This window comes from Dactylosporangium aurantiacum, from assembly GCF_000716715.1.
GTDB classification, from domain to species: domain Bacteria; phylum Actinomycetota; class Actinomycetes; order Mycobacteriales; family Micromonosporaceae; genus Dactylosporangium; species Dactylosporangium aurantiacum.
In genome coordinates, this window is record NZ_JNYJ01000013.1 from 138,563 (window position 1) to 156,906 (window position 18,344).

Below are 18,344 nucleotides of genomic sequence, written 5' to 3' on the forward strand. Positions count from 1 at the left end.
TTTTCAATCTAGCGGCGCGAGCTCCGGCCGCTTGGCCGTCACCATGTCTCCGGACGACTTTCCGGTCAGCCGCCGCTTCACCCACGGCGCCAGGTGCTGTGTCGCCCAGCGGGCGTCGGCCGCCTTCCGCGACATCCACGACAGGTCCTCCGGCGGCGGCGGCGCGGCCAGCCACGCCGCGTCGCAGGTCACTCCGAGCGCGGTCAGCACGTGCCCGGCGACGCGGCGGTGGCCGGCCGGCGACAGGTGCAACCGGTCGATCCCCCACAGCCGCGGGTTGGCGAACTCCGTGTCATCCCACAGATTCACCACGTGGGCGCCGTGCTTCGCCCCGATGCTGTCGATCGCGGTGTTGAGCGCGTCCACCCGCGGGCGCAGGATCTTGCCGCCCGGCATGCGTCCCGTCAGGTCCGCCCAGCGGAACAGGATCACGTCCGCGCCGGTCGCCCGGAGCCGCTCGATCGTCTTGTCGAACCGCGCGACCAGCGGCTCGGGATCGAACCCGCGGCGCAGCGCGTCGTTGCCGCCGCCGGCGAAGCTGATCAGGTCGGGCTTCATGGCCGTGGCGAGCGGCACCTGCTCGGCCACGATGTTGTCGAACAGGCGGCCGCGCACGGCGAGGTTGGCGTAACGGAAGTCGGGCTGGTCCGCCGCGAGGCAACCGGCGACCAGGTCGGCCCAGCCGCGGTAGCCCTTGCCGTCGGGTCTTGGATCGTCCATGCCTTCGGTGAAGCTGTCACCGACCGCTACATAGCTGGTCCACCCCGCCACCGCACAACCTCCCCGTGGTCTGCCGTTGCCTGCCTCGCATCCTTTCAGGGCGCCCGGAGCGTTGGAAGCGACTTTGCCGCACGCCACACCGGGGTTCAGCCCTTCGGCCCGGGGGTAACAAAGCGATATCGAACCGCAGGGAGGACAACCATGACGATGCAGACCGTTCGCGACGTGATGACCACCAACGTGGTGTATCTCCCCAGCGAGACGACCCTCGCCGAGGCCGCCCGCACCATGCGCGAGCAGGACATCGGCGACGTCGTCGTGGCCGACGGCCCGGGTCTCACCGGCGTCGTCACCGACCGGGACATCGTCGTGCGGGCCGTCGCGGAGCGCTGCGACCCGGCCGCCACCACCCTGGGTGAGATCGTCACGCGCGACCTGGTCACCGTCCGCCCTGAGGACTCCATCCACACCGCGGCCCTGCTGATGCGGGATCAGGCCGTGCGCCGCGTCCTGGTCTGCGACGACGTGCAGGGGCTGGTCGGCATCGTGTCGATCGGCGACCTGGCCGAGGAGATCGACCCCGACTCCGTCCTCGGCGGCATCAGCAAGGCCGCCCCGAACAACTAAATTTGTAGTCGTGGAGATGCCTGCCAAGCTTGCCGCCATCGTCGAGGAGTTCGCCTCCGCACCGCGTGACGTGGTGCTGGAGATGATGCTCGAGTACGCCGACGCGGTGAAGCCGCTGCCGGCCTCGTTCGACGGCCATGCGGGTATGGAGCAGGTGCCCGAGTGCCAGACGCCGTTCTTCCTCAAGGCGGTCGTCACCCCGCAGGACCAGGTTGAGCTGTATTTCGACTGCCCGCCGGAGGCGCCGACCACGCGCGCCTTCGCGGGCATTCTCAGCGAAGGGCTCGACGGGGCGACCACCGCCGAGGTCCTCTCCGTGCCGTCCGACCTGTACCAGCGCATGGGCCTCGCGGCGGCGATCAGCCCGCTGCGCGTGCGGGGCGGCACCGCGATCCTCAACCGCCTGCAGCGCCAGGTCCGCGAGGCCTGACCCCAGGGATCCGGTCAGCGCAGGATGCCCAGCCTGCGCACCTCCGGGATCCACGTCGGGAACTCCTGCAGCAGCCGGTCGTACAGCTCGGCGTCGCTGACCGTGGAGATGTCGTCGACGGCGAAGAAACCGACGTTGTCCACGACCCGGCCCTCCATCCGGTCGAAGCGCTCCAGGACGCCGTAGTTGCTGCGCCCGAGCCCGATGAACTGCCAGAAGATCGGCTCCTGGGCGGCGGCACGCAGCTGGCGCTCGATCTCGTCGTTGCGGTGCACCCCACCGTCGGAGAAGAACAGCACCAGCGTCGGGTCCGGGGCGGGGTTGGCCGCGATCCAGCCGCGGATCTGGGCGATGACGGCGGGCTCGTTGTTGCCCACCCCGACCTTCTCGGGGCGCGCCTTGAGGTGCGTCGGGAGCCACCGCGGCAGGTCGGCGATGACCAGGTCCGGCAGCTGCCTGGCTTTGTCCGCGAACGCCCACACCTGCATCGTGCCGTCGTCGTCGAGCTGGGCCGCGACGGCGGCCATCCGCTCCACCGCCTGCATGACCACGCCGCGCTTGTACAGGCCGAGCATGGAGCCTGACGCGTCGAGCACCACCAGGACCCTGGCCTGGATGCCGGCGGCGCCGCGCTTGGCCAGCGATACGAGGACCTGCTGTTTGCGCAGGTTGAGCCGTTGCCGGTCGGCGGCGGGCAGGCGCTCCTCGCCCTTGGTGAACCGCACCGCCGGCGCCGGCGGCGCGGCTGGGGGCGCGGCTGGGGGTGCGGCTGGGGGCGCGAGTGGCAGCGTCATCGGTGCCGTCGGGGGTGCGGCGGGTGGTGTCGGTGGTGTCGCCGGGGTGTCCTCGACCGTGATGCCGAAGGCCGTCGCCAGCCCGGCCAGGCCGGTGTCCCAGCCCTGCCCGACCGCGCGGAACTTCCAGGCGCCCTGCCGGCGGTACAGCTCACCGACCACGAACGCGGTCTCCGACGTGGCGCGCATGTCGGTGAACCGGACCAGCTCGGCCCCGCTGATCGCGTCGTAGACCGTGGCGTGCAGCCCCGGAACCCGGCCGAACGAGCCACCGTCCGCGGACGCGGCCACCACGACCCGGTCGACCGCCGGTTCGACGGCGCCGAGGCTGACGGTCACCGCGTCGTACGCCCAGCCACCCGCCCGCTGCTTCCCCTCGTGGACGACGGCGCCGCTCGGGTGCTTCGGCTGGTTGTAGAACACCATGTCGGCGTCGCCACGCACCTTGCCGCCGGCGTCGACCAGCAGCGCCGTGCAGTCCACGTCCGGCATCCCCGGCCCGGGCTGCCACCCGACGACCACACGGACGGTGCTGGCCTGAACGGCGGTGTTCCCGCCCTTCCCGAGCTGCGTCACGGCGACTCCCCCGCGAAACGGTCCCGCCAGCCTCCCACGCGATCCCGCCGCGCTCGGTCGGGAACTCACCGTTTCACGTGCAACAAGATGATCGTCTCCGACTCACCCGGCGGTGGGGACGAGGCCCAGCACCCGGGCGGGCGCGCCGCTGCCGCCCGCCAGGCTCACCGCACCGACCACGATCGCGGCGCCGGCGGCCGGCAGCGCGGCCAGGTTGGTCAGGTGCTCCAGGCCGAACCGCCGCCCGTGCAGCCATGTCCTGTGCACCGGGCAGCCGGCTCGCTCGTTGCCGGCCGAGTCCAGGCTCGGGGTGTCCACGCCCAGCGCCGTGACCTGCGGGCGCTCACGGACCAGGAAAGCGGCCGTCGCGGGGGCGAACCCGGGCCAGTGCGGCAGGCCGTCGCCGTCGATCCCGTGGTACGCCAGCCGGTCCCCGACCCGGGACGACCAGCCGGTCTGTGCGAGCACCGCGCACCGCCGCGGCAGCTCACCGTGCTCGCGCTCCCATGCGAGGACGTCCTCGACCTCGACCAGCGCGTCCGGGTCCGCCGCGGCCCGGGGACGGAGGTCGACCACGGCGGCGCAGAGCACCAGGTCCTCGGCCGGCAGCAGGTCGACGGTGCGGCCGCCCTCGAGGAAGTGCGCCGGCGCGTCCAGGTGCGTGCCGGAGTGCTCGTCCAGGTCCCACCGCTGCTTGAAGCAGCCCTCGTGGGCGAGGTCGGCGACCGTGCCGGCCCGCGGCGGCCGGGTCGACGGGTGCCCGGGAAAGCCCGGCGACAGCGGGTGTGACAGGTCCACCACGGCCTTCAGCCATCGATCGACACCGATCATAATCCGAACGTATCACCCGCCTCCGGTTTCGACAGCGGGACGACCGGCGGGGCACGATCATCAGCATGCCGTCGACGCTGCCCACGCATCCGCTGGCCGTGCTGCCGCTGAAGCTCTGGCGGCCACGCCGGTTCGACGGGGTGGCGATGGTGGCGGGGGCGGCGGCGCCGGACACCGCGTACGCGTTCGACCGGCTCCTCGGCTGGCCGCCGCGGCACGGCGTCCACGCGTGGGGGTACACGCCCGAACACCTCTTCGGCGCGCTGTGGTGGAGCGTGCCGGTGGCGCTGCTGATCGCGTGGCTGATCAGGCTCGGCGCGCCGACCGTCGCCGCGCACCTCGGCCGCCCCGGCGGCTGGGCGGCGGACTACGGCGTCCTCGGGCGCAATCCGCACCGGTGGTGGATCACCGGTTGGTCCGCGGCGATCGGCATCGCCAGCCACCTGCTGTGGGACTTCGTCACCCACCCCGGCCCGCTGGACGCGTGGTTCGTGATCTGCCGGACCAGCGACGTTGCGTCCTTGTTCCTGACGCCGTTGTTCATCTGGTACGCGGGCAGCCGCCGCCTCCTGCGCCGCTGGCACGGTGCACCGCCGGCCGTCGAGCGGCGGCCGGCGCTGTTCTGGCTCACGACCGCCGTGGTCTTCGGCGCCGGCGCGCTGGTGACGTGGTCGCTCGGGTACCACGGACCGCACATCGTCGGGGTCCGGCTGATCACCGCGCTGATGCTCGGCCTGCTCGCCGGCGCGGCGGCGGTCCGGGCCGCCGGCACCCCGCCCGCACCGGCCGGGGACGCCGACCTGGTCTCCACGATCAGCGCAAGGGAAACTGGGTCATGACCACCATTTACGTGCCATACCACCTCGACGAGCGGCTCGACGGCCTGGTCGACGAGCCGGCGGACACCACGGTCACCGCCGACCTGCCGGCCGACACCGACATCTGGGGGCGTCTGGCGGTCCTGTACGACGTGCTCGCCGACGAGGTCAGCAAGGCCGACGCGCCGGTGGTGATCTCCGGGGACTGCACCACCGCCCTCGGCACGGTCGCCGGCCTGCAGCGCCGCGGCGTGGACCCGGCGATCGTGTGGTTCGACGCGCACGGCGACGTGCAGACGCTGGAGACCACCACCTCGGGATACATCGGCGGGATGCCGTTGCGGATCCTGGTGGGGTACCGGCCGGAGCTCATCGCGGACCGGCTCGGGCTCCGGGCGCTGGACGAGCGGCGCGCGGTGCTGGTCGACGCCCGCGACCTCGACCCGGCCGAGGCGGACTACCTGCGGGGATCAGGGATCCGGCAGTACCGGCTGCAGGACCTGGAGCTGCCCGACGGGCCGCTGGTCGTCCACGTGGACCTCGACGTGGTGGACGCCGCCGAGCTGCCCGGGCTGCTCTTCCCGGTGCCGGGCGGCCCTTCGCTGGGCGCCGTCCTGGCGAAGGTGCGGGAGATCATCGCCACCGGCCGGGTCGTCGCGGTGGACCTCGCGTGCACGTGGCGGCCGGGGAACGGCGCCGAGGCCCGCGCGTTCATCCAAACGGTCTGCAAAGGCTTCCGAAAGGATCCGAACAAGTTTCGGACCGAACGTGATCATTGAAATGCGGAGTGTACTCGTGTCGCGCGAACTTGTGTGACGAATACCCGAACGCGGGACCCATTTACCTCGTATCTAGGGAATATTGGTACCCGTGAGAGGACGGCACGCAGCGGCGGACCTGAGAAGTAACGGGTTCGTCGCACTCGCCGCCGGCATGATCCTTCCCCTCGTCGTCATCGGTGCCGTCTACGGCGGCTACCAGGTGATGTCGACCACGGGGTGCTCGGGCACGGTGCGGCTGTCTGTCGCGGCGAGCCCGGAGATCGCGCCGGCCATCAAGGACGCCGCGGCCCGGTGGATCAAGACCGAGCCGCGGGTCGACAATGAGTGTGTCGCGGTCGATGTGGTCGCCGTGGGCGCGTCCGAGGTCGCCGCGGCGATCGCCGGCGAGCACGGCGTCAACATCAACACGCTCGGGCAGGCCGACGGCAAGACGCAGGTGCCGCACGTATGGGTTCCGGACTCCTCGATCTGGCTGCAGCGTATGCGTGCCGCCCGCGAGGATCTGGTGCCGCTGGCCGCGCCGTCGCTGGCGCGCAGCCCGATCGTGCTGGCGGTGCCCGAGCCGACGGCCAAGTCGCTCGGCTGGCTGGAGAACAAGCTCACCTGGAAGCAGGTGCTGCAGCAGATCGTCGGCGACACCCGGATCACGGCCGGCATCGTCGACCCCAACCGTGATGCCGTCGGCATCTCCACGATGGTGGCGATGGCGTCGGTACGCGACCAGTTCGGCCCCGAGGGCGACGCGCTGACCGTGGGCGCGATCAAGGCGTTGACGTCGGGCAAGTCGGAGCAGCAGGCCGGGCTGATGGCCAGGTTCCCCCGCGACGCCGACCCGCGGACGCTGTCGACGGCGGTCACCCTGGCGCCGCTGTCGGAGCAGGCGCTGCACGCGTACAACGCGACCGGGCCGGCGGTGCCACTCGTCGCCGTCTATCCCGACCCGGCGCCGATCGCGCTGGACTACCCGTTCGCCGCGATGCCGCGGCTGTCGCCCAACCGGGCCGCGGCCGCGGAGCAGTTCCGGGCGGTGCTGTCCGGTCCCGAGTTCCGCAACCTGCTCTCCACGCACCAGTTGCGCGCCAACGACGGCACCGTCGGCACCGGCATGACGCTGTCGCCCAGCGCCGCCAGCAGCAGCGCCGTCACCCCGGTGCCGGACCCCAAGGTCATCAACACGGCACTGCAGATGTGGATCGAAATCACTCAGCCGTCACGGATGCTGGCGGTCGTCGACGTCTCCGCGGCGATGAAGCAGACCGTCGCGTCCGCCGGTGGGCTGAGCAAGCAACAGATCGCTGTCCAGGCCGCGTTGGGCGGCCTGGACATGTTCCCGGAGAGCTGGGCCGTCGGGCTCTGGTCGTTCTCGACCGGGCACCAGCAGCTGGTGCCGATCGGCCCGCTGAACGCGCAACGCGACCAGCTGCGCGGCGCCCTGGGCGGCCTGAAGCCCAACCCCAAGGGCGGCAGCGGACTGTACGACACGGTGTTCGCCGCGTACCAGACCGTGCAGCAGGGCTGGGACTCCACTCGCGGCAACTCGGTCGTGGTGATCACCGGCGGGCGGAACAATGATCCGAGCGGCATGTCGCTCGACACGCTCGTCAGCTCGTTGAAGAAGGCGGAGAACAAGGACCAGCCGGTGCAGATCATCATCATCGGCGTCGGCTCCGAGGTGAACCAGGGCGAGATGCAGAAGATCGTGGACGCCACCGGCGGCGCCGTCTTCATCGCCCAGGACCCGTCGAAGATCGGAGACATCTTCATGAAGGCACTCGCACTGGACGACGGTCGTTGATCGGGAAGCTCGAAACGGTGCCGGCCCTGTCGGCCACCGACCTGCTGGCCGCCCCCGTCGCCGCCGCGGTGCACGACCCGGACATCCTGGTCGCGCCCATCGACCCCACGCTCGCCGACACCGCTGAGTTCTGCGCCGCGTACGACGTCGGCCTCGACCAGTCGGCCAACTGCGTCGTCGTCGCCGGCAAGCGCGAAGGCGAGATCCGCTACGCGGCCTGCGTGATCCTCGCGACCACTCGCGCCGACGTCAACGGCGTCGTGCGCAAGCGGCTCGACGTGCGCAAGGCCAGCTTCGCCCCGATGGACGACGCCGTGTCGCTGACCGGCATGGAGTACGGCGGCATCACCCCTATCGGCCTCCCGCCGGACTGGCCCGTCCTCATCGACTCCCGGGTCGTCGACGTGCCGCTGGTCATCGTGGGCAGCGGCCTGCGCCGCAGCAAGATCGTGCTGCCGGGCGCCGCCCTGACCCGCCTCGCCACCGCCGAGGTCATCACCGACCTGGCCCGCTGAGCCCCGCCGCCTCAGCGGCCTTCCGCCTCAGCGGCCTTCCGGGCCGCGGGCGACGATCGCCACCAGTGCGGCGCCGACGGCTTCGCGGTGGCCGGTGCCGCTGACGACGTGGAACGCGCTGCGGGCCGCGTAGTAGCGGCGCAACGGCTCGACGCGCTCGTGGTAGTGCGGCAGGACGAGGTCGATGTGCTCGCGCTGTGCGGCCAGCCGAGGATTCTGGTCGAGCTCGGCCTCGACCAGGGCCAGCTCGATCACGGTGTCGGGCAGGTGCCCACGCGCGGTCAGCAGCGCGGCCTGGTCGACGGTGGTCGGGAAGCCACTCAACACCCAGCCGTGCGCCACACCGGCCAGCGCACCGGCGACCGCGTCCACCGCCAGCGCATCGGGGACCAGCTCCCCGGCCCGCATGAGATCGCTCGCCCGCGCGCCGATCGGCGTGCCCCGCTCGACATGCTCGCGGAACAGGTTCCCAGCGCTGACGACGTCCAACCCGGCGGCGTCACCAAGCATCTCGGCCGGCGACAGATCGATGCCCGGACCGCGGATCAGCACCACCCGCCGCACCGTCGCTCCTACCGCGACCAAGCAGCACCCCGCCCACAAGCGGCAGCCCACCGACAAGCGGCGTCGGCCGAAAAGCAGCATCGGCGTGGCGCTGGTCTGAGCAGCGGCACGCCGATGAGTTGGTCATATTCAGAAGGGCTGGCAATGGCACCGACCACGCCCGGTGAGGGAGTGGAAGCGAGGGGACTCGAACCCCTAAGCCGCAGGCGTGCTCGGAGATCACCCAAACCGGGCGGATCATGCGCCTGAGCTGCGCGAACCTTGCCAGCACTTGTGGACCTTTGACAGCACTTCTCAACCTCAGTTGGTCCGGATTTGGTCCCGATGATCTTGCTCCCGGCAGGTGTTGGTCCCGAGTCAGCTCGGCTCGCAGATGTGGAGCGATCTACGACTACCAACTAGGTTCGTGGATGTGACAGCGACTCCGTTGGAGCGGCTCTGTGCCCACCGCGGTGTCGCGGTGCCGACAGAGGGACTGCTGCTGGATCTTGCTCCAATGCTCGACATCCGGCCCGCCGACCTCCTCGCCATCGCCGGCTGCGAGATCCCGACCGAGTTGCTGCCGGCCAACCCTGACGGCATCAGCCAGGTCATGACGGTGGCCGACTACGCATGGGGTAGCGACCCAGTGGTCCTCGATTACGCACGGTCTCTGCCCATCCCGCCTCGCACGACTGGCACGACGGGCCTACCCGCAATGGAGGCGATGACGTTCGGCGACGCGTTCAGAAGACTGATGCAGGTCCGGAACTTGAGGCGGAGGGCGATGGCCCATGCGACGTTCCTCTCGGAGCCCACGGTCGGCGTCGTGATCAACGACTACCGCATGCCGGAACCGAGATATCTGCGACGCATGGCTGCGATGCTCTGCCTTCGCTCCGATGACTTCTTAGCGATGGCGGCATCCATGCCGGCCCCCCATCCCTTGGGTTCGCCAGGGCAAAACGACCCGCCCAGCGACTTCGCCAGCCTCTGGACCCGAGGCGAACTCATCCTCGCCCTCGCGCCGCTACACGCCGAACAGATCGACGCTGTGATTGCTTTCCGGATGGGTCTGCCGGAGGTACGTGGCAAGTATGGGCGGCTTCGCGGCTAGGTCGTGTGTTGAAGTCATAGCCATTCGTTGATCGCGGCGATGTGCAGCGTGGCTTCGCAGCATGTCGAGCCGCAAGAGGTTCAGCGGGCACTGCGTCACAATACGTTGACCATCACGCTGGAGACCTACGTTCACTGGTGGCCGAAGCGCACCCGGCAGAAGGGCGTCATCGGCGCGGCGCTGATGAGCGCGGCAGCACGCCGGTAAGGAAGATCTTGGTCCCGATTTGGTCCCGGCGATCATGAGCAAGAGGAACGCGCAGGTCACACACCGGATGGAGTGGAAGCGAGGGGACTCGAACCCCTAACCCCCGCCTTGCAAAGGCGGTGCTCTGCCAGTTGAGCTACGCCCCCAGGCGAGGGAAACCCTCGGGTCTGACTAGCGCAGGTCCGGGGCGGTGGTCGCCTCGTGCCAGAGCGCGCGCTCTTCATTCGCCGTCTTCACGCGCTTGGCGACATAGGCGGCGGCACCGACGACTGCGACGACCACGAGCACCTTTTTCCACATGTGGGGCTAGCTGGAATCGAACCAGCGACCTCAGAGTTATCAGCTCTGCGCTCTAACCGACTGAGCTATAGCCCCGTTACACCGATCCCCGCGAAATGCGGCGTATCAGCGCGACGGCCAAGGTTACCGCACCCGGCACCGAAGCCTCAAACCGGTTCCCCCCACGGCGAGCCGGGCGGCCCGCCGTGGGGAAAACCGCAGGTCAGTCCTTCTCCGCCAGCGTCAGCTCGATGCCGCCCACCAGGTCGGCGCAGACGTTGTAGATGAAGGAGCCCAGGGTGGCGAGCGCGGTGAAGAGCACCACGTTGACCACGCCGAGCAGGGCGGCGCCGCCGATGACACCCTTCGCGGTGATGCGGAAGGTGCTGTCGGCCTCTCCACCGGTGGAGCTGACGATGTCGGAGAGTGCCTTGTTGACGCTGTTGAAGACGTCCATCGCGTCGAGGGCCAGGTAGAGCACCGACGTGGCCACGATGACGACCACGAACAGCACGAACGAGACCGCGAACGCGAACTTCATCACAGACCACGGGTCGATGCGCTTCAGGTGCAGCCGGGCCCGGCGCGGGCCGCGCCCGACGGCCGAGCTGACCGTCTTGCGTGCGGCGCGGACGGCCTCGGTGACGCGGGCGGAGCCGCTCACCGCCGGCGCCGCGGGCGTGTTCAGCGCCTGGGTGGCGCCCGCGTTGGTCGGGCGCACCGAGGCGCGGGCGACCGCGACGCTCGCCGTGCCCGTCGCCGCGCCGCTGGTGGGCGCGGCCGAGCCGAGCGTCACGGGCGGGGGCGTGACGACCCCGGCCTTGCCCTTCGCGACCGACGTCGGCGCCTGGATCGGCACCGTCAGCGAGTCCGGTGGCGGCGCCATGCCCGGGGCACGCTGGAACTTCGGCGTGCCGCCGATCGTCGTCTCACCGGGCGTGCTGGAGCCGTTGAACGCGCCGGCGTCGCCGCCGGCGGCAGGCGCCCCCGAGTCAGATCCCGTCATGGCAGCCTCTCCGGCCGGCTTGGCCTCTTCGGTTGCTGCCGAGGCGGTCCCCGACTTCGCCTGTGTGTCTGTCATCAACTAGTCCTGTTCGTCGGGCTCATCGGCGTTACGGGCGATCGCGACGATGGTCACACCCTCCGGCAGGTCCATGAGCTTGACCCCCATTGTGTTCCGATCCCGCGTACGTCGTACAGGCTTCACAGGAGTCCGGATCACGCCACCATTTGAGGTGATGGCGAAAAGCTCGTCATCCGGACTGATCACCGCGGCGCCAACGAGGCCACCACGACGAGACGTGATTTTAGCGGTGAGGACGCCCTTGCCGCCGCGTCCTTGTACCGGATACTCCTCGATGGGAGTCCGCTTGGCAAAACCACCGTCGGTGGCCACCAAGACGTCCAGGTCCATTCCCTCGCGCACTACTTCCATCGCCAGCAGTTCATCACCCTCGGCGAAGCGCATCCCGATCACCCCCGACGTCGCCCGGCCCATGGGGCGCAGGGTGTCGTCGTTGGCGGTGAAGCGGATCGCCTGCGCCTGCTTGCTCACCAGCAGCAGGTCGTCCTCCGGGCCGAGGAGCGCGGCGCCGACGAGTTCGTCCTCGTCGCGCAGGTTGATGCCGATGATCCCGCCGGACCGGTTGGAGTCGAACTCCTCCAGCTTGGTCTTCTTGACCAGGCCGTCCTTGGTGGCCAGGACCAGGTAGGGCGACACCTGGTAGTTCGGGATCTCGATGACCTGGGCGATGTGCTCGTCGGGCTGGAACGCCAGCAGGTTGGCGACGTGCTGGCCCTTCGCGACCCTGCTCGCCTCGGGCAGCTCGTAGGCCTTGGCCCGGTAGACGCGTCCCTTGTTGGTGAAGAACAGCATCCAGTCGTGCGTGGAGCAGACGAAGAAGTGGCTGACGATGTCGTCCTGCCGCAGCGTCGCGCCGGAGACGCCCTTCCCGCCGCGCTTCTGCGAGCGGTACAGGTCGACCTTGGTGCGCTTCGCGTAGCCGGTGCGAGTGATCGTGACCACGACGTCCTCGCGCGCGATGAGGTCCTCCATGGAGACCTCGCCGTCGAACGGGATGATCTGCGTCCGCCGGTCGTCGCCGCGGCGGGACACGATCTCGGCGAGCTCCTCGGAGATGATCTGCCGCTGCCGGGCCGGCGTCGCCAGGATGTCCTTGTAGTCCGCGATCTCGATCTCGATCTTTGCCAGCTCGTCGAAGATGCGCTGGCGCTCCAGGGCGGCGAGCCGGCGCAGCTGCATGTCGAGGATCGCCGTGGCCTGGATGTCGTCGATGTCGAGCAGGTTCATGAGGCCGTTCTTCGACTCCTCGGCGCTCGGCGAGCGCCTGATGAGTGCGATGACCTCGTCGAGCATGTCGAGGGCCTTGACCAGGCCGCGCAGGATGTGGGCGCGCTCCTCGGCCTTGCGCAGCCGATACCGGGTGCGCCGGACGATGACCTCGATCTGGTGCGTGACGTAGTGCCGCACGAACTGCGCGAGGTTGAGCGTGCGGGGCACGCCGTCGACCAGCGCCAGCATGTTGGCGCCGAACGTCTCCTGCAGCTGGGTGTGCTTGTAGAGGTTGTTGAGCACCACCTTGGCGACGGCGTCGCGCTTGAGCACGATCACCAGGCGCATGCCGGTGCGGCCGGAGGACTCCTCGCGGATGTCGGCGATGCCGGCGAGCTTGCCCTCCTTGACGAGGTCGGCGATGCGCTCGGCGAGGTTGTCCGGGTTGACCGCGTACGGCAGCTCGGTGACGACGAGGATGGTCCGCCCGCGGGTGTCCTCCTCGACCTCCACGACGGCGCGCATGCGGATCGAGCCGCGGCCCGTGCGGTACGCGTCGACGATGCCGGACGTGCCGACGATGAGGCCCTTGGTCGGGAAGTCGGGCCCCTTGACGATCTTGATCAGCTCGTCGAGCGTCTCGGCCTCGTCGGCTTCGGGGTTGTCCAGGCACCACTGGACGGCCTGGGCGATCTCCCGCAGGTTGTGCGGCGGGATGTTCGTCGCCATGCCGACGGCGATGCCGGTGCTGCCGTTGACGAGCAGGTTGGGGATGCGCGACGGCAGGATCGTGGGCTCCTGGGCCCGGCCGTCGTAGTTGGGGACGAAGTCGACGGTGTCCTCGTCGATGTCCCGCAGCATCTCCATGGCGAGCGGGTCGAGCCGGGCCTCCGTGTACCGCATGGCGGCGGCGGGGTCGTTGCCCGGTGAGCCGAAGTTGCCGTTGCCGTCGATGAGGGGGTAGCGCAGCGACCAGTTCTGCGCCATGCGGACCATGGCGTCGTAGATCGAGGCGTCGCCGTGCGGGTGGTAGTTACCCATCACGTCACCGACGACGCGGGCACACTTCACGTAGCCGCGGTCGGGGCGGTAGCCGCCGTCGAACATCGCATACAGGATCTTGCGGTGCACCGGCTTGAGGCCGTCACGCACGTCGGGCAGGGCGCGCCCGACGATGACGCTCATCGCATAGTCGAGGTAGGACCGCTGCATCTCGACTTCGATGCCGATCGGCTCGATCCGGCTCGCGACCGCTGAACCACTCTCGTCGGGGGTCTCCGGAGTGGAAGTCGGTTCCGTCACTCTTTATCCCTTTTCTCAGTGTCGGCGATCAGATGTCGAGGAACCGGACGTCTTTGGCGTTGCGCTGGATGAACGAGCGGCGTGCTTCCACGTCTTCGCCCATCAGGACGCTGAAGAGCTCGTCCGCGGTTGCAGCGTCGTCCAAGGTCACCTGACGGAGCATGCGGGTCGCCGGGTTCATCGTCGTTTCCCACAGCTCGGGGTAGTTCATCTCGCCGAGGCCCTTGAACCGCTGGATGTCGTCGGGCTTCGCGTTGGGCTTGCTCTGCTGGCGCAGCGCGATCAGACCGTCACGCTCGCGGTCGGTGTACGCGTACTGCGCGTCGTCGCCCTTCTTGTTCCACTTGATCTTGTACAGCGGGGGCGCCGCCAGATACACGTGGCCGAGCTCGATCAGCGGCCGCATGAACCGGAACACCAGCGTCAGCAGCAGCGTCTGGATGTGCTGGCCGTCGACGTCGGCGTCGGCCATGAGGATCAGCTTGTGGTAGCGCAGCTTCTCGATGTCGAACTCGTCGTGGATGCCGGTGCCGAGCGCGGTGATCAGCGCCTGGACCTCGTTGTTCTTGAGGACGCGGTCGATGCGCGCCTTCTCCACGTTGAGGATCTTGCCGCGGATCGGCAGGATCGCCTGCACCCGCGGGTCGCGGCCCTGCTTGGCGGAGCCGCCGGCGGAGTCGCCCTCGACGATGAACAGCTCGGAGACCCGCGGGTCGTTGGACTGGCAGTCGGCCAGCTTGCCGGGCATCGAGCCCGACTCCAGCAGCGACTTGCGCCGGGCCAGCTTGCGGGCCTGGGAGGCGGCCAGCCGCGCCCGGGCGGCCTGCGACGCCTTCGTGATGATGGTCTTGACCTCGGCCGGGTTGCGGTCGAACCAGTCGACCAGCCACTCGTTGCACACCTTCTGCACGAAGCTACGTGCCTCGGTGTTGCCGAGCTTGGTCTTCGTCTGGCCCTCGAACTGCGGGTTGGTCAGCTTGATCGAGATGATCGCGGCCAGGCCCTCGCGGATGTCCTCACCGGTGAGCTTCTCGTCGCCCTTGAGGAGCTTCTTGTCCGCGCCGTACTTGTTCACCACGGAGGTCAGCGCGCTGCGGAAGCCCTCCTCGTGGGTGCCGCCCTCGTGCGTGTTGATCGTGTTGGCGAACGTGTAGACGCTCTCGCCATACGACTCATTCCACTGCATGGCGATCTCGACGGAGATGCCGTCGCCGTCGGAGCCGAACTCCACGACCGAGCGGTGGATCGGCGTCTTCGTCGCGTTGAGGTGGCGGACGAAGTCGGCGATGCCGTTCTCGTAGCAGAAGACGACCTCCCGCTTCTCCTCCGGCGCCTCGGCGCGCTCGTCGCGCAGGGCGATCTTGAGCCCGCGGTTGAGGAAGGCATATTCCTGGATGCGCCGGTAGACCGTCTCGTAGTTGAACTCGAGGGTCTCGAAGATCACGCCGTCGGGCCAGAAGGTCACGCTGGTGCCGGTGCGGTCGGTGGCCTCGCCCTTCTGCAGCGGCTCGGGCACCGAGTTGCGGTAGGTCTGCCGCCAGACATACCCGTCCTTGTGGATCTCCAGGTCGATGCGCGTGGACAGCGCGTTGACGACCGAGATGCCGACGCCGTGCAGACCGCCGGAGACGGCATAGGCCTTGCCGTCGAACTTGCCGCCGGCGTGCAGCACCGTCAGGACGACCTCGACCGTGGGCCGCTTCTCCTTGGGGTGGATGTCGACCGGAATGCCACGACCGTTGTCCACGACCCGCACACCGCCACCTTCGAGGAGCGTGACCTCGATGGTGTCGCAGAAGCCCGCCAGGGCCTCGTCGACGGCATTGTCCACGACCTCCCACACCAGGTGGTGCAGGCCGCGCTCGCCGGTCGAGCCGATATACATGCCTGGGCGCTTGCGAACCGCCTCGAGCCCTTCGAGGACGGTGATCGATGAGGAGTCGTAGGACTGTTCGGGCTTGTTTGCTACCACCCTCGGTCGCTTTCTCGCACCGGCCGGCCGCGCCGCAGGGCGCCCCGGGTCTCGTGCGGAGTCGTGCGGGCACTACGGTCACGGCGCAGGCACGCCGAGGGCCTGCGCCCCACCCAGAGCGGGCGCCGCGACCACCGGCGGGCCGACACCGCGGACGCGTGCACGCGGGTTGTGTCGGCTGGTTCTCAGAGCCTTCGCTCCTGCCGCAATCCTACTGTGCCCGTGCGACATTTTCGCATCGGGACGGCGCCTGTAGTCCCCGTAGCGGCCCGAACGGTACGGGGCGAAGGTCCCCCTACGCGGGAGGGGTTCCGGCGGGCGATGATGGGCGGCACGGCGAGCGCCGGGAGGCCGGCTCCGGGTTCGGCACCTGCGGGGGTCGCGCGAGCGGCCGTTCGTGCCGTATGTTCCCCGCCGCGGGGGCGGGGAAAGTGTGAGAGCGAGGGGTCCGCGATGGGCTTGGACAACGTCGCCGTGCAGTGGCCGCGCACCGGCAGGTTCTATGACCCGGTGGCCCCGGCCGAGTTCGTCGACTTCGCGGAGCTGGCCGAGAAGCTGCCGCTGCACGCGGGGCCGGCGGCGGCGCTGGCGGACCACGTGGCGAAGACCGGCACGGTGCGGGTGACCGGTTACACGGAGCTGGTCGATCTGCTCTTCGGTCTCAATGGTGTGCTGTTCGCCACCGACGCCGCGGCCGAGGACGAGGATCCGGTGATCAGCCCCGACGACTGCGCCTGGATCGCCGGCGGGCTGGAGCGCTTCGTCAACGGCCACCAGGAGTTCGGCGACGAGATCACGTTCGAGACCGTGAGCACGGTGCTGCGGCGCGCCCTCGAGGGCTCCCGCCTGGCCGAGCAGCAGCTGCGGTGGCTGCAGAGCCGCCTCGACGCGCTGCGTGACGACACCGGCAACGCTCCGCAGTGGAGCTACACGATCGCCGAGCTCGACGTGCTCGCGAAGTTCTACCGTCGCTGCGCCAACCGCGGGTTCGCCGTCTACGCCGACTTCTGACGCCGACGTTCTGGCGGGCGCGGCGCCTCAGCCGTAGGTGTCGCGCGGACCCCGCCCGCGCACCCGCCTCGGCCCGCGGCTCCACGACGGCGTGCTCGGCCCCTGGATGTGCAGCTTCTTGACGACGTTGTGACCGACCTCACCCGCGATGCGGGCGATCAGCCGGCCCGACAGCATCCGCAGCTGCGTGGCCCACGCCGTCGACTCCGCCTCGACGGTCAGCTCGCCGTCCTCGAGCTTGATCGGCCGGCAGTGCGCCGCCACGTCGGCGCCGACGACCCGCTCCCACTCGCCGAAGACGGTCGCCTCCGCCTTGGGCTTCTGCCAGCCGCGCGCCTTCATCATCCGCTCGAGCAGCGTGCCGAACAGCTGCGGGTCGCGCGGGTCGGGTCCGGGTCCGGTATAGCCACGCCGCCGGCGCGGTTCCCCCGTCGCCGGGTCGCCGACGGCCTTGCGGCGCGGCTGGGCCCGCCGCTTGGCGAGGGCCGCCTCGACCGCGGCCCGGGCCAGCTCCGGCCCGCTCTGCCCGGTGCCCTCGACGCCGCCGCGCCCGGGGGCGCCCGGTGCGCCGGCGCCCGGCGTGCTGTCGTCAGCCACGTCGCACGTCGCCTCCGCCCACCTCGTACCGTGCACCGCGCAGCGAGCGCGGCACGTCGTCGTCGACGGCGCACGTCACGATGACCTGGCTCGCGCCGCTGACGAGCTCGGCGAGCCGCTCCCGGCGGCCCACGTCGAGCTCGGCGAACACGTCGTCCAGCACCAGCACCGGCTCCACGCCGTCGTCCCGCAGCAGATCGTAGGCGGCCAGGCGGAGGGCCAGCGCATACGACCAGGACTCGCCGTGGCTGGCATACCCCTTGGCGGGCAGGTCGCCCAGCGTCAGCGTCAGCTCGTCGCGGTGCGGCCCGACCAGGGTCACGCCGCGCTCGACCTCCTGCTTGCGGGCCTCCCCGAGCGCGGCGAGCAGGGCCTGCTCGATGGCGGCCTGACCGTCGCCCCCCGCGGGCAGCTCCGCCGGCACCGGGAACGACGGGCTGTAGGCGATGCGGGCTTCGGACCGGCTGGCGCTGACCGCCGCATACGCCTTCGCCACGTGCGGTGCGAGCGCGGCGACCAGGTCGAGCCGGGCGCGCACCAGCTGGGCGCCGTGCTGCGCGAGATGGGTGTCCCACACGTCGAGCGTCGACAGGTCCCCGCCGCGGCTGCCGCCGGTCTTGCGGGCCAGATACGCACTGCGCAGCAGGGCGTTGCGCTGCTTGAGCACCCGGTCGTAGTCCGAGCGCACCCCGGCGAAGCGGGGCTGCCTGGTGACCAGCAGCTCGTCCAGGAAGCGCCGGCGCTCGCCCGGGTCGCCGCGGATCAGTGACAGGTCCTCCGGCGCGAACAACACGAGCTTCAGTGCGCCCAGGATGTCGCGGGTACGGCTCACCGGCGAGCGGCCCAGTCGCGCCTTGTTCGCCTTGCCCGGCTCGATCGACAGCTCGACGAGCAGCTCGCGCTCCTCGTGGACGATGGCGCAGCGCACCACCGCGCGGGCGGTGCCGAACCGGACCAGCGGCGCGTCCGTGGCGACCCGGTGCGACTCGAGGCTGGCGACATACGCGAGGGCCTCGACCAGGTTGGTCTTGCCGACGCCGTTGGGGCCGACCAGCACGCACGCCCCGGGCCCGAACTCGACGACGACCCGCTCGTAGCTGCGGAAGTCGACGAGCTCGAGACCCCGGACGTACAA

The 18,344-nt window shown here is 70.0% G+C and carries 19 protein-coding genes and 2 tRNA genes; 9 read left to right on the forward strand and 12 right to left on the reverse strand.

The window, feature by feature from the left end; all coding sequences use genetic code 11:
- Positions 1-3: 3 nt before the first annotated feature.
- The gene (locus OP18_RS17135; protein ID WP_033359905.1) at positions 4-771 is read right to left on the reverse strand and encodes an SGNH/GDSL hydrolase family protein; all 768 of its coding nucleotides are present in this window, start codon (positions 769-771) and stop codon (positions 4-6) included.
- Positions 772-921: 150 nt separating this feature from the next.
- On the opposite strand from OP18_RS17135, the gene OP18_RS17140 reads away from it, so the two are divergent.
- Positions 922-1,347: a CBS domain-containing protein gene (locus OP18_RS17140; protein WP_033359906.1), complete on the forward strand. Its 426-nt coding sequence runs from the start codon at positions 922-924 to the stop codon at positions 1,345-1,347.
- Between the two features lie 16 nt (positions 1,348-1,363).
- A complete protein-coding gene (locus tag OP18_RS17145; protein WP_033360014.1) occupies positions 1,364-1,777 on the forward strand; it encodes a SufE family protein in 414 nt (137 codons plus the stop codon).
- A gap of 14 nt (positions 1,778-1,791) precedes the next feature.
- Here the strand turns inward: OP18_RS17145 and OP18_RS17150 are convergent, their stop codons facing one another.
- Entirely contained in the window at positions 1,792-3,147 is a 1,356-nt protein-coding gene (locus tag OP18_RS17150; protein WP_033359907.1) for a VWA domain-containing protein, read from the reverse strand.
- Between the two features lie 102 nt (positions 3,148-3,249).
- On the reverse strand, positions 3,250-3,978 hold the full coding sequence (locus tag OP18_RS17155) for a cyclase family protein (protein WP_052386858.1): 729 nt from the start codon (positions 3,976-3,978) through the stop codon (positions 3,250-3,252).
- Between the two features lie 65 nt (positions 3,979-4,043).
- Here OP18_RS17155 and OP18_RS17160 point away from each other — a divergent pair, with 65 nt between their 5' ends.
- From OP18_RS17160 to OP18_RS17175, 4 genes are all read left to right on the forward strand, one after another.
- Positions 4,044-4,817, forward strand: coding sequence for a DUF4184 family protein (locus OP18_RS17160; protein WP_033359908.1), 774 nt, complete (start codon positions 4,044-4,046; stop codon positions 4,815-4,817).
- Positions 4,814-5,575, forward strand: a complete 762-nt coding sequence (locus tag OP18_RS17165) for an arginase family protein (RefSeq protein ID WP_052386859.1) — start codon at positions 4,814-4,816, stop codon at positions 5,573-5,575. The genes OP18_RS17160 and OP18_RS17165 overlap by 4 nt, the downstream gene beginning before the upstream one ends.
- Before the next feature lie 91 nt (positions 5,576-5,666).
- Complete coding sequence (locus tag OP18_RS17170) at positions 5,667-7,373, forward strand: substrate-binding domain-containing protein (RefSeq protein WP_156089572.1); 1,707 nt, start codon at positions 5,667-5,669, stop codon at positions 7,371-7,373.
- Entirely contained in the window at positions 7,373-7,888 is a 516-nt protein-coding gene (locus tag OP18_RS17175; protein WP_033360017.1) for a YbaK/EbsC family protein, read from the forward strand. The genes OP18_RS17170 and OP18_RS17175 overlap by 1 nt, the downstream gene beginning before the upstream one ends.
- Before the next feature lie 27 nt (positions 7,889-7,915).
- Here the strand turns inward: OP18_RS17175 and OP18_RS52630 are convergent, their stop codons facing one another.
- Positions 7,916-8,533: a nucleoside monophosphate kinase gene (locus tag OP18_RS52630; RefSeq protein ID WP_081970829.1), complete on the reverse strand. Its 618-nt coding sequence runs from the start codon at positions 8,531-8,533 to the stop codon at positions 7,916-7,918.
- A gap of 415 nt (positions 8,534-8,948) precedes the next feature.
- On the opposite strand from OP18_RS52630, the gene OP18_RS17185 reads away from it, so the two are divergent.
- Together OP18_RS17185 and OP18_RS57235 are read left to right on the forward strand one after the other, a co-directional pair.
- Positions 8,949-9,548 carry a helix-turn-helix transcriptional regulator gene (locus OP18_RS17185; RefSeq protein WP_033359910.1) on the forward strand — a complete coding sequence of 200 codons (600 nt, stop codon included), beginning with the start codon at positions 8,949-8,951 and terminating at the stop codon, positions 9,546-9,548.
- Positions 9,549-9,575: 27 nt separating this feature from the next.
- Positions 9,576-9,755: a hypothetical protein gene (locus tag OP18_RS57235; RefSeq protein WP_156089573.1), complete on the forward strand. Its 180-nt coding sequence runs from the start codon at positions 9,576-9,578 to the stop codon at positions 9,753-9,755.
- Between the two features lie 73 nt (positions 9,756-9,828).
- Here OP18_RS57235 and OP18_RS17190 read toward each other — a convergent pair.
- The 6 genes from OP18_RS17190 to gyrB all read right to left on the reverse strand — a co-directional run bounded on the left by OP18_RS17190 (position 9,829) and on the right by gyrB (position 15,601).
- Positions 9,829-9,901, reverse strand: a tRNA-Ala gene (locus OP18_RS17190).
- 25 nt (positions 9,902-9,926) lie between these two features.
- Positions 9,927-10,055, reverse strand: coding sequence for a DLW-39 family protein (locus tag OP18_RS59665; RefSeq protein WP_211273575.1), 129 nt, complete (start codon positions 10,053-10,055; stop codon positions 9,927-9,929).
- Position 10,056: 1 nt separating this feature from the next.
- Positions 10,057-10,130: transfer RNA gene (locus tag OP18_RS17195), tRNA-Ile, on the reverse strand.
- A gap of 127 nt (positions 10,131-10,257) precedes the next feature.
- On the reverse strand, positions 10,258-11,115 hold the full coding sequence (locus OP18_RS17200; RefSeq protein ID WP_033359911.1) for a DUF3566 domain-containing protein: 858 nt from the start codon (positions 11,113-11,115) through the stop codon (positions 10,258-10,260).
- Between the two features lie 3 nt (positions 11,116-11,118).
- Positions 11,119-13,629, reverse strand: a complete 2,511-nt coding sequence (gene gyrA, locus OP18_RS17205; protein ID WP_033359912.1) for a DNA gyrase subunit A — start codon at positions 13,627-13,629, stop codon at positions 11,119-11,121.
- Between the two features lie 28 nt (positions 13,630-13,657).
- Complete coding sequence (gene gyrB / locus OP18_RS17210) at positions 13,658-15,601, reverse strand: DNA topoisomerase (ATP-hydrolyzing) subunit B (RefSeq protein WP_033359913.1); 1,944 nt, start codon at positions 15,599-15,601, stop codon at positions 13,658-13,660.
- A 453-nt stretch (positions 15,602-16,054) separates the two neighbouring features.
- Between gyrB and OP18_RS17215 the strand changes: the two genes are divergently transcribed.
- The gene (locus OP18_RS17215; RefSeq protein ID WP_033359914.1) at positions 16,055-16,612 is read left to right on the forward strand and encodes a hypothetical protein; all 558 of its coding nucleotides are present in this window, start codon (positions 16,055-16,057) and stop codon (positions 16,610-16,612) included.
- Positions 16,613-16,639: 27 nt separating this feature from the next.
- Here OP18_RS17215 and OP18_RS17220 read toward each other — a convergent pair whose 3' ends face one another.
- Positions 16,640-17,209 (reverse strand): DciA family protein, encoded by a 570-nt coding sequence (locus tag OP18_RS17220; protein WP_033359915.1) that lies wholly within the window; start codon positions 17,207-17,209, stop codon positions 16,640-16,642.
- Positions 17,202-18,344 (reverse strand): DNA replication/repair protein RecF, encoded by a 1,143-nt coding sequence (recF, locus tag OP18_RS17225; RefSeq protein WP_033359916.1) that lies wholly within the window; start codon positions 18,342-18,344, stop codon positions 17,202-17,204. The genes OP18_RS17220 and recF overlap by 8 nt, the downstream gene beginning before the upstream one ends.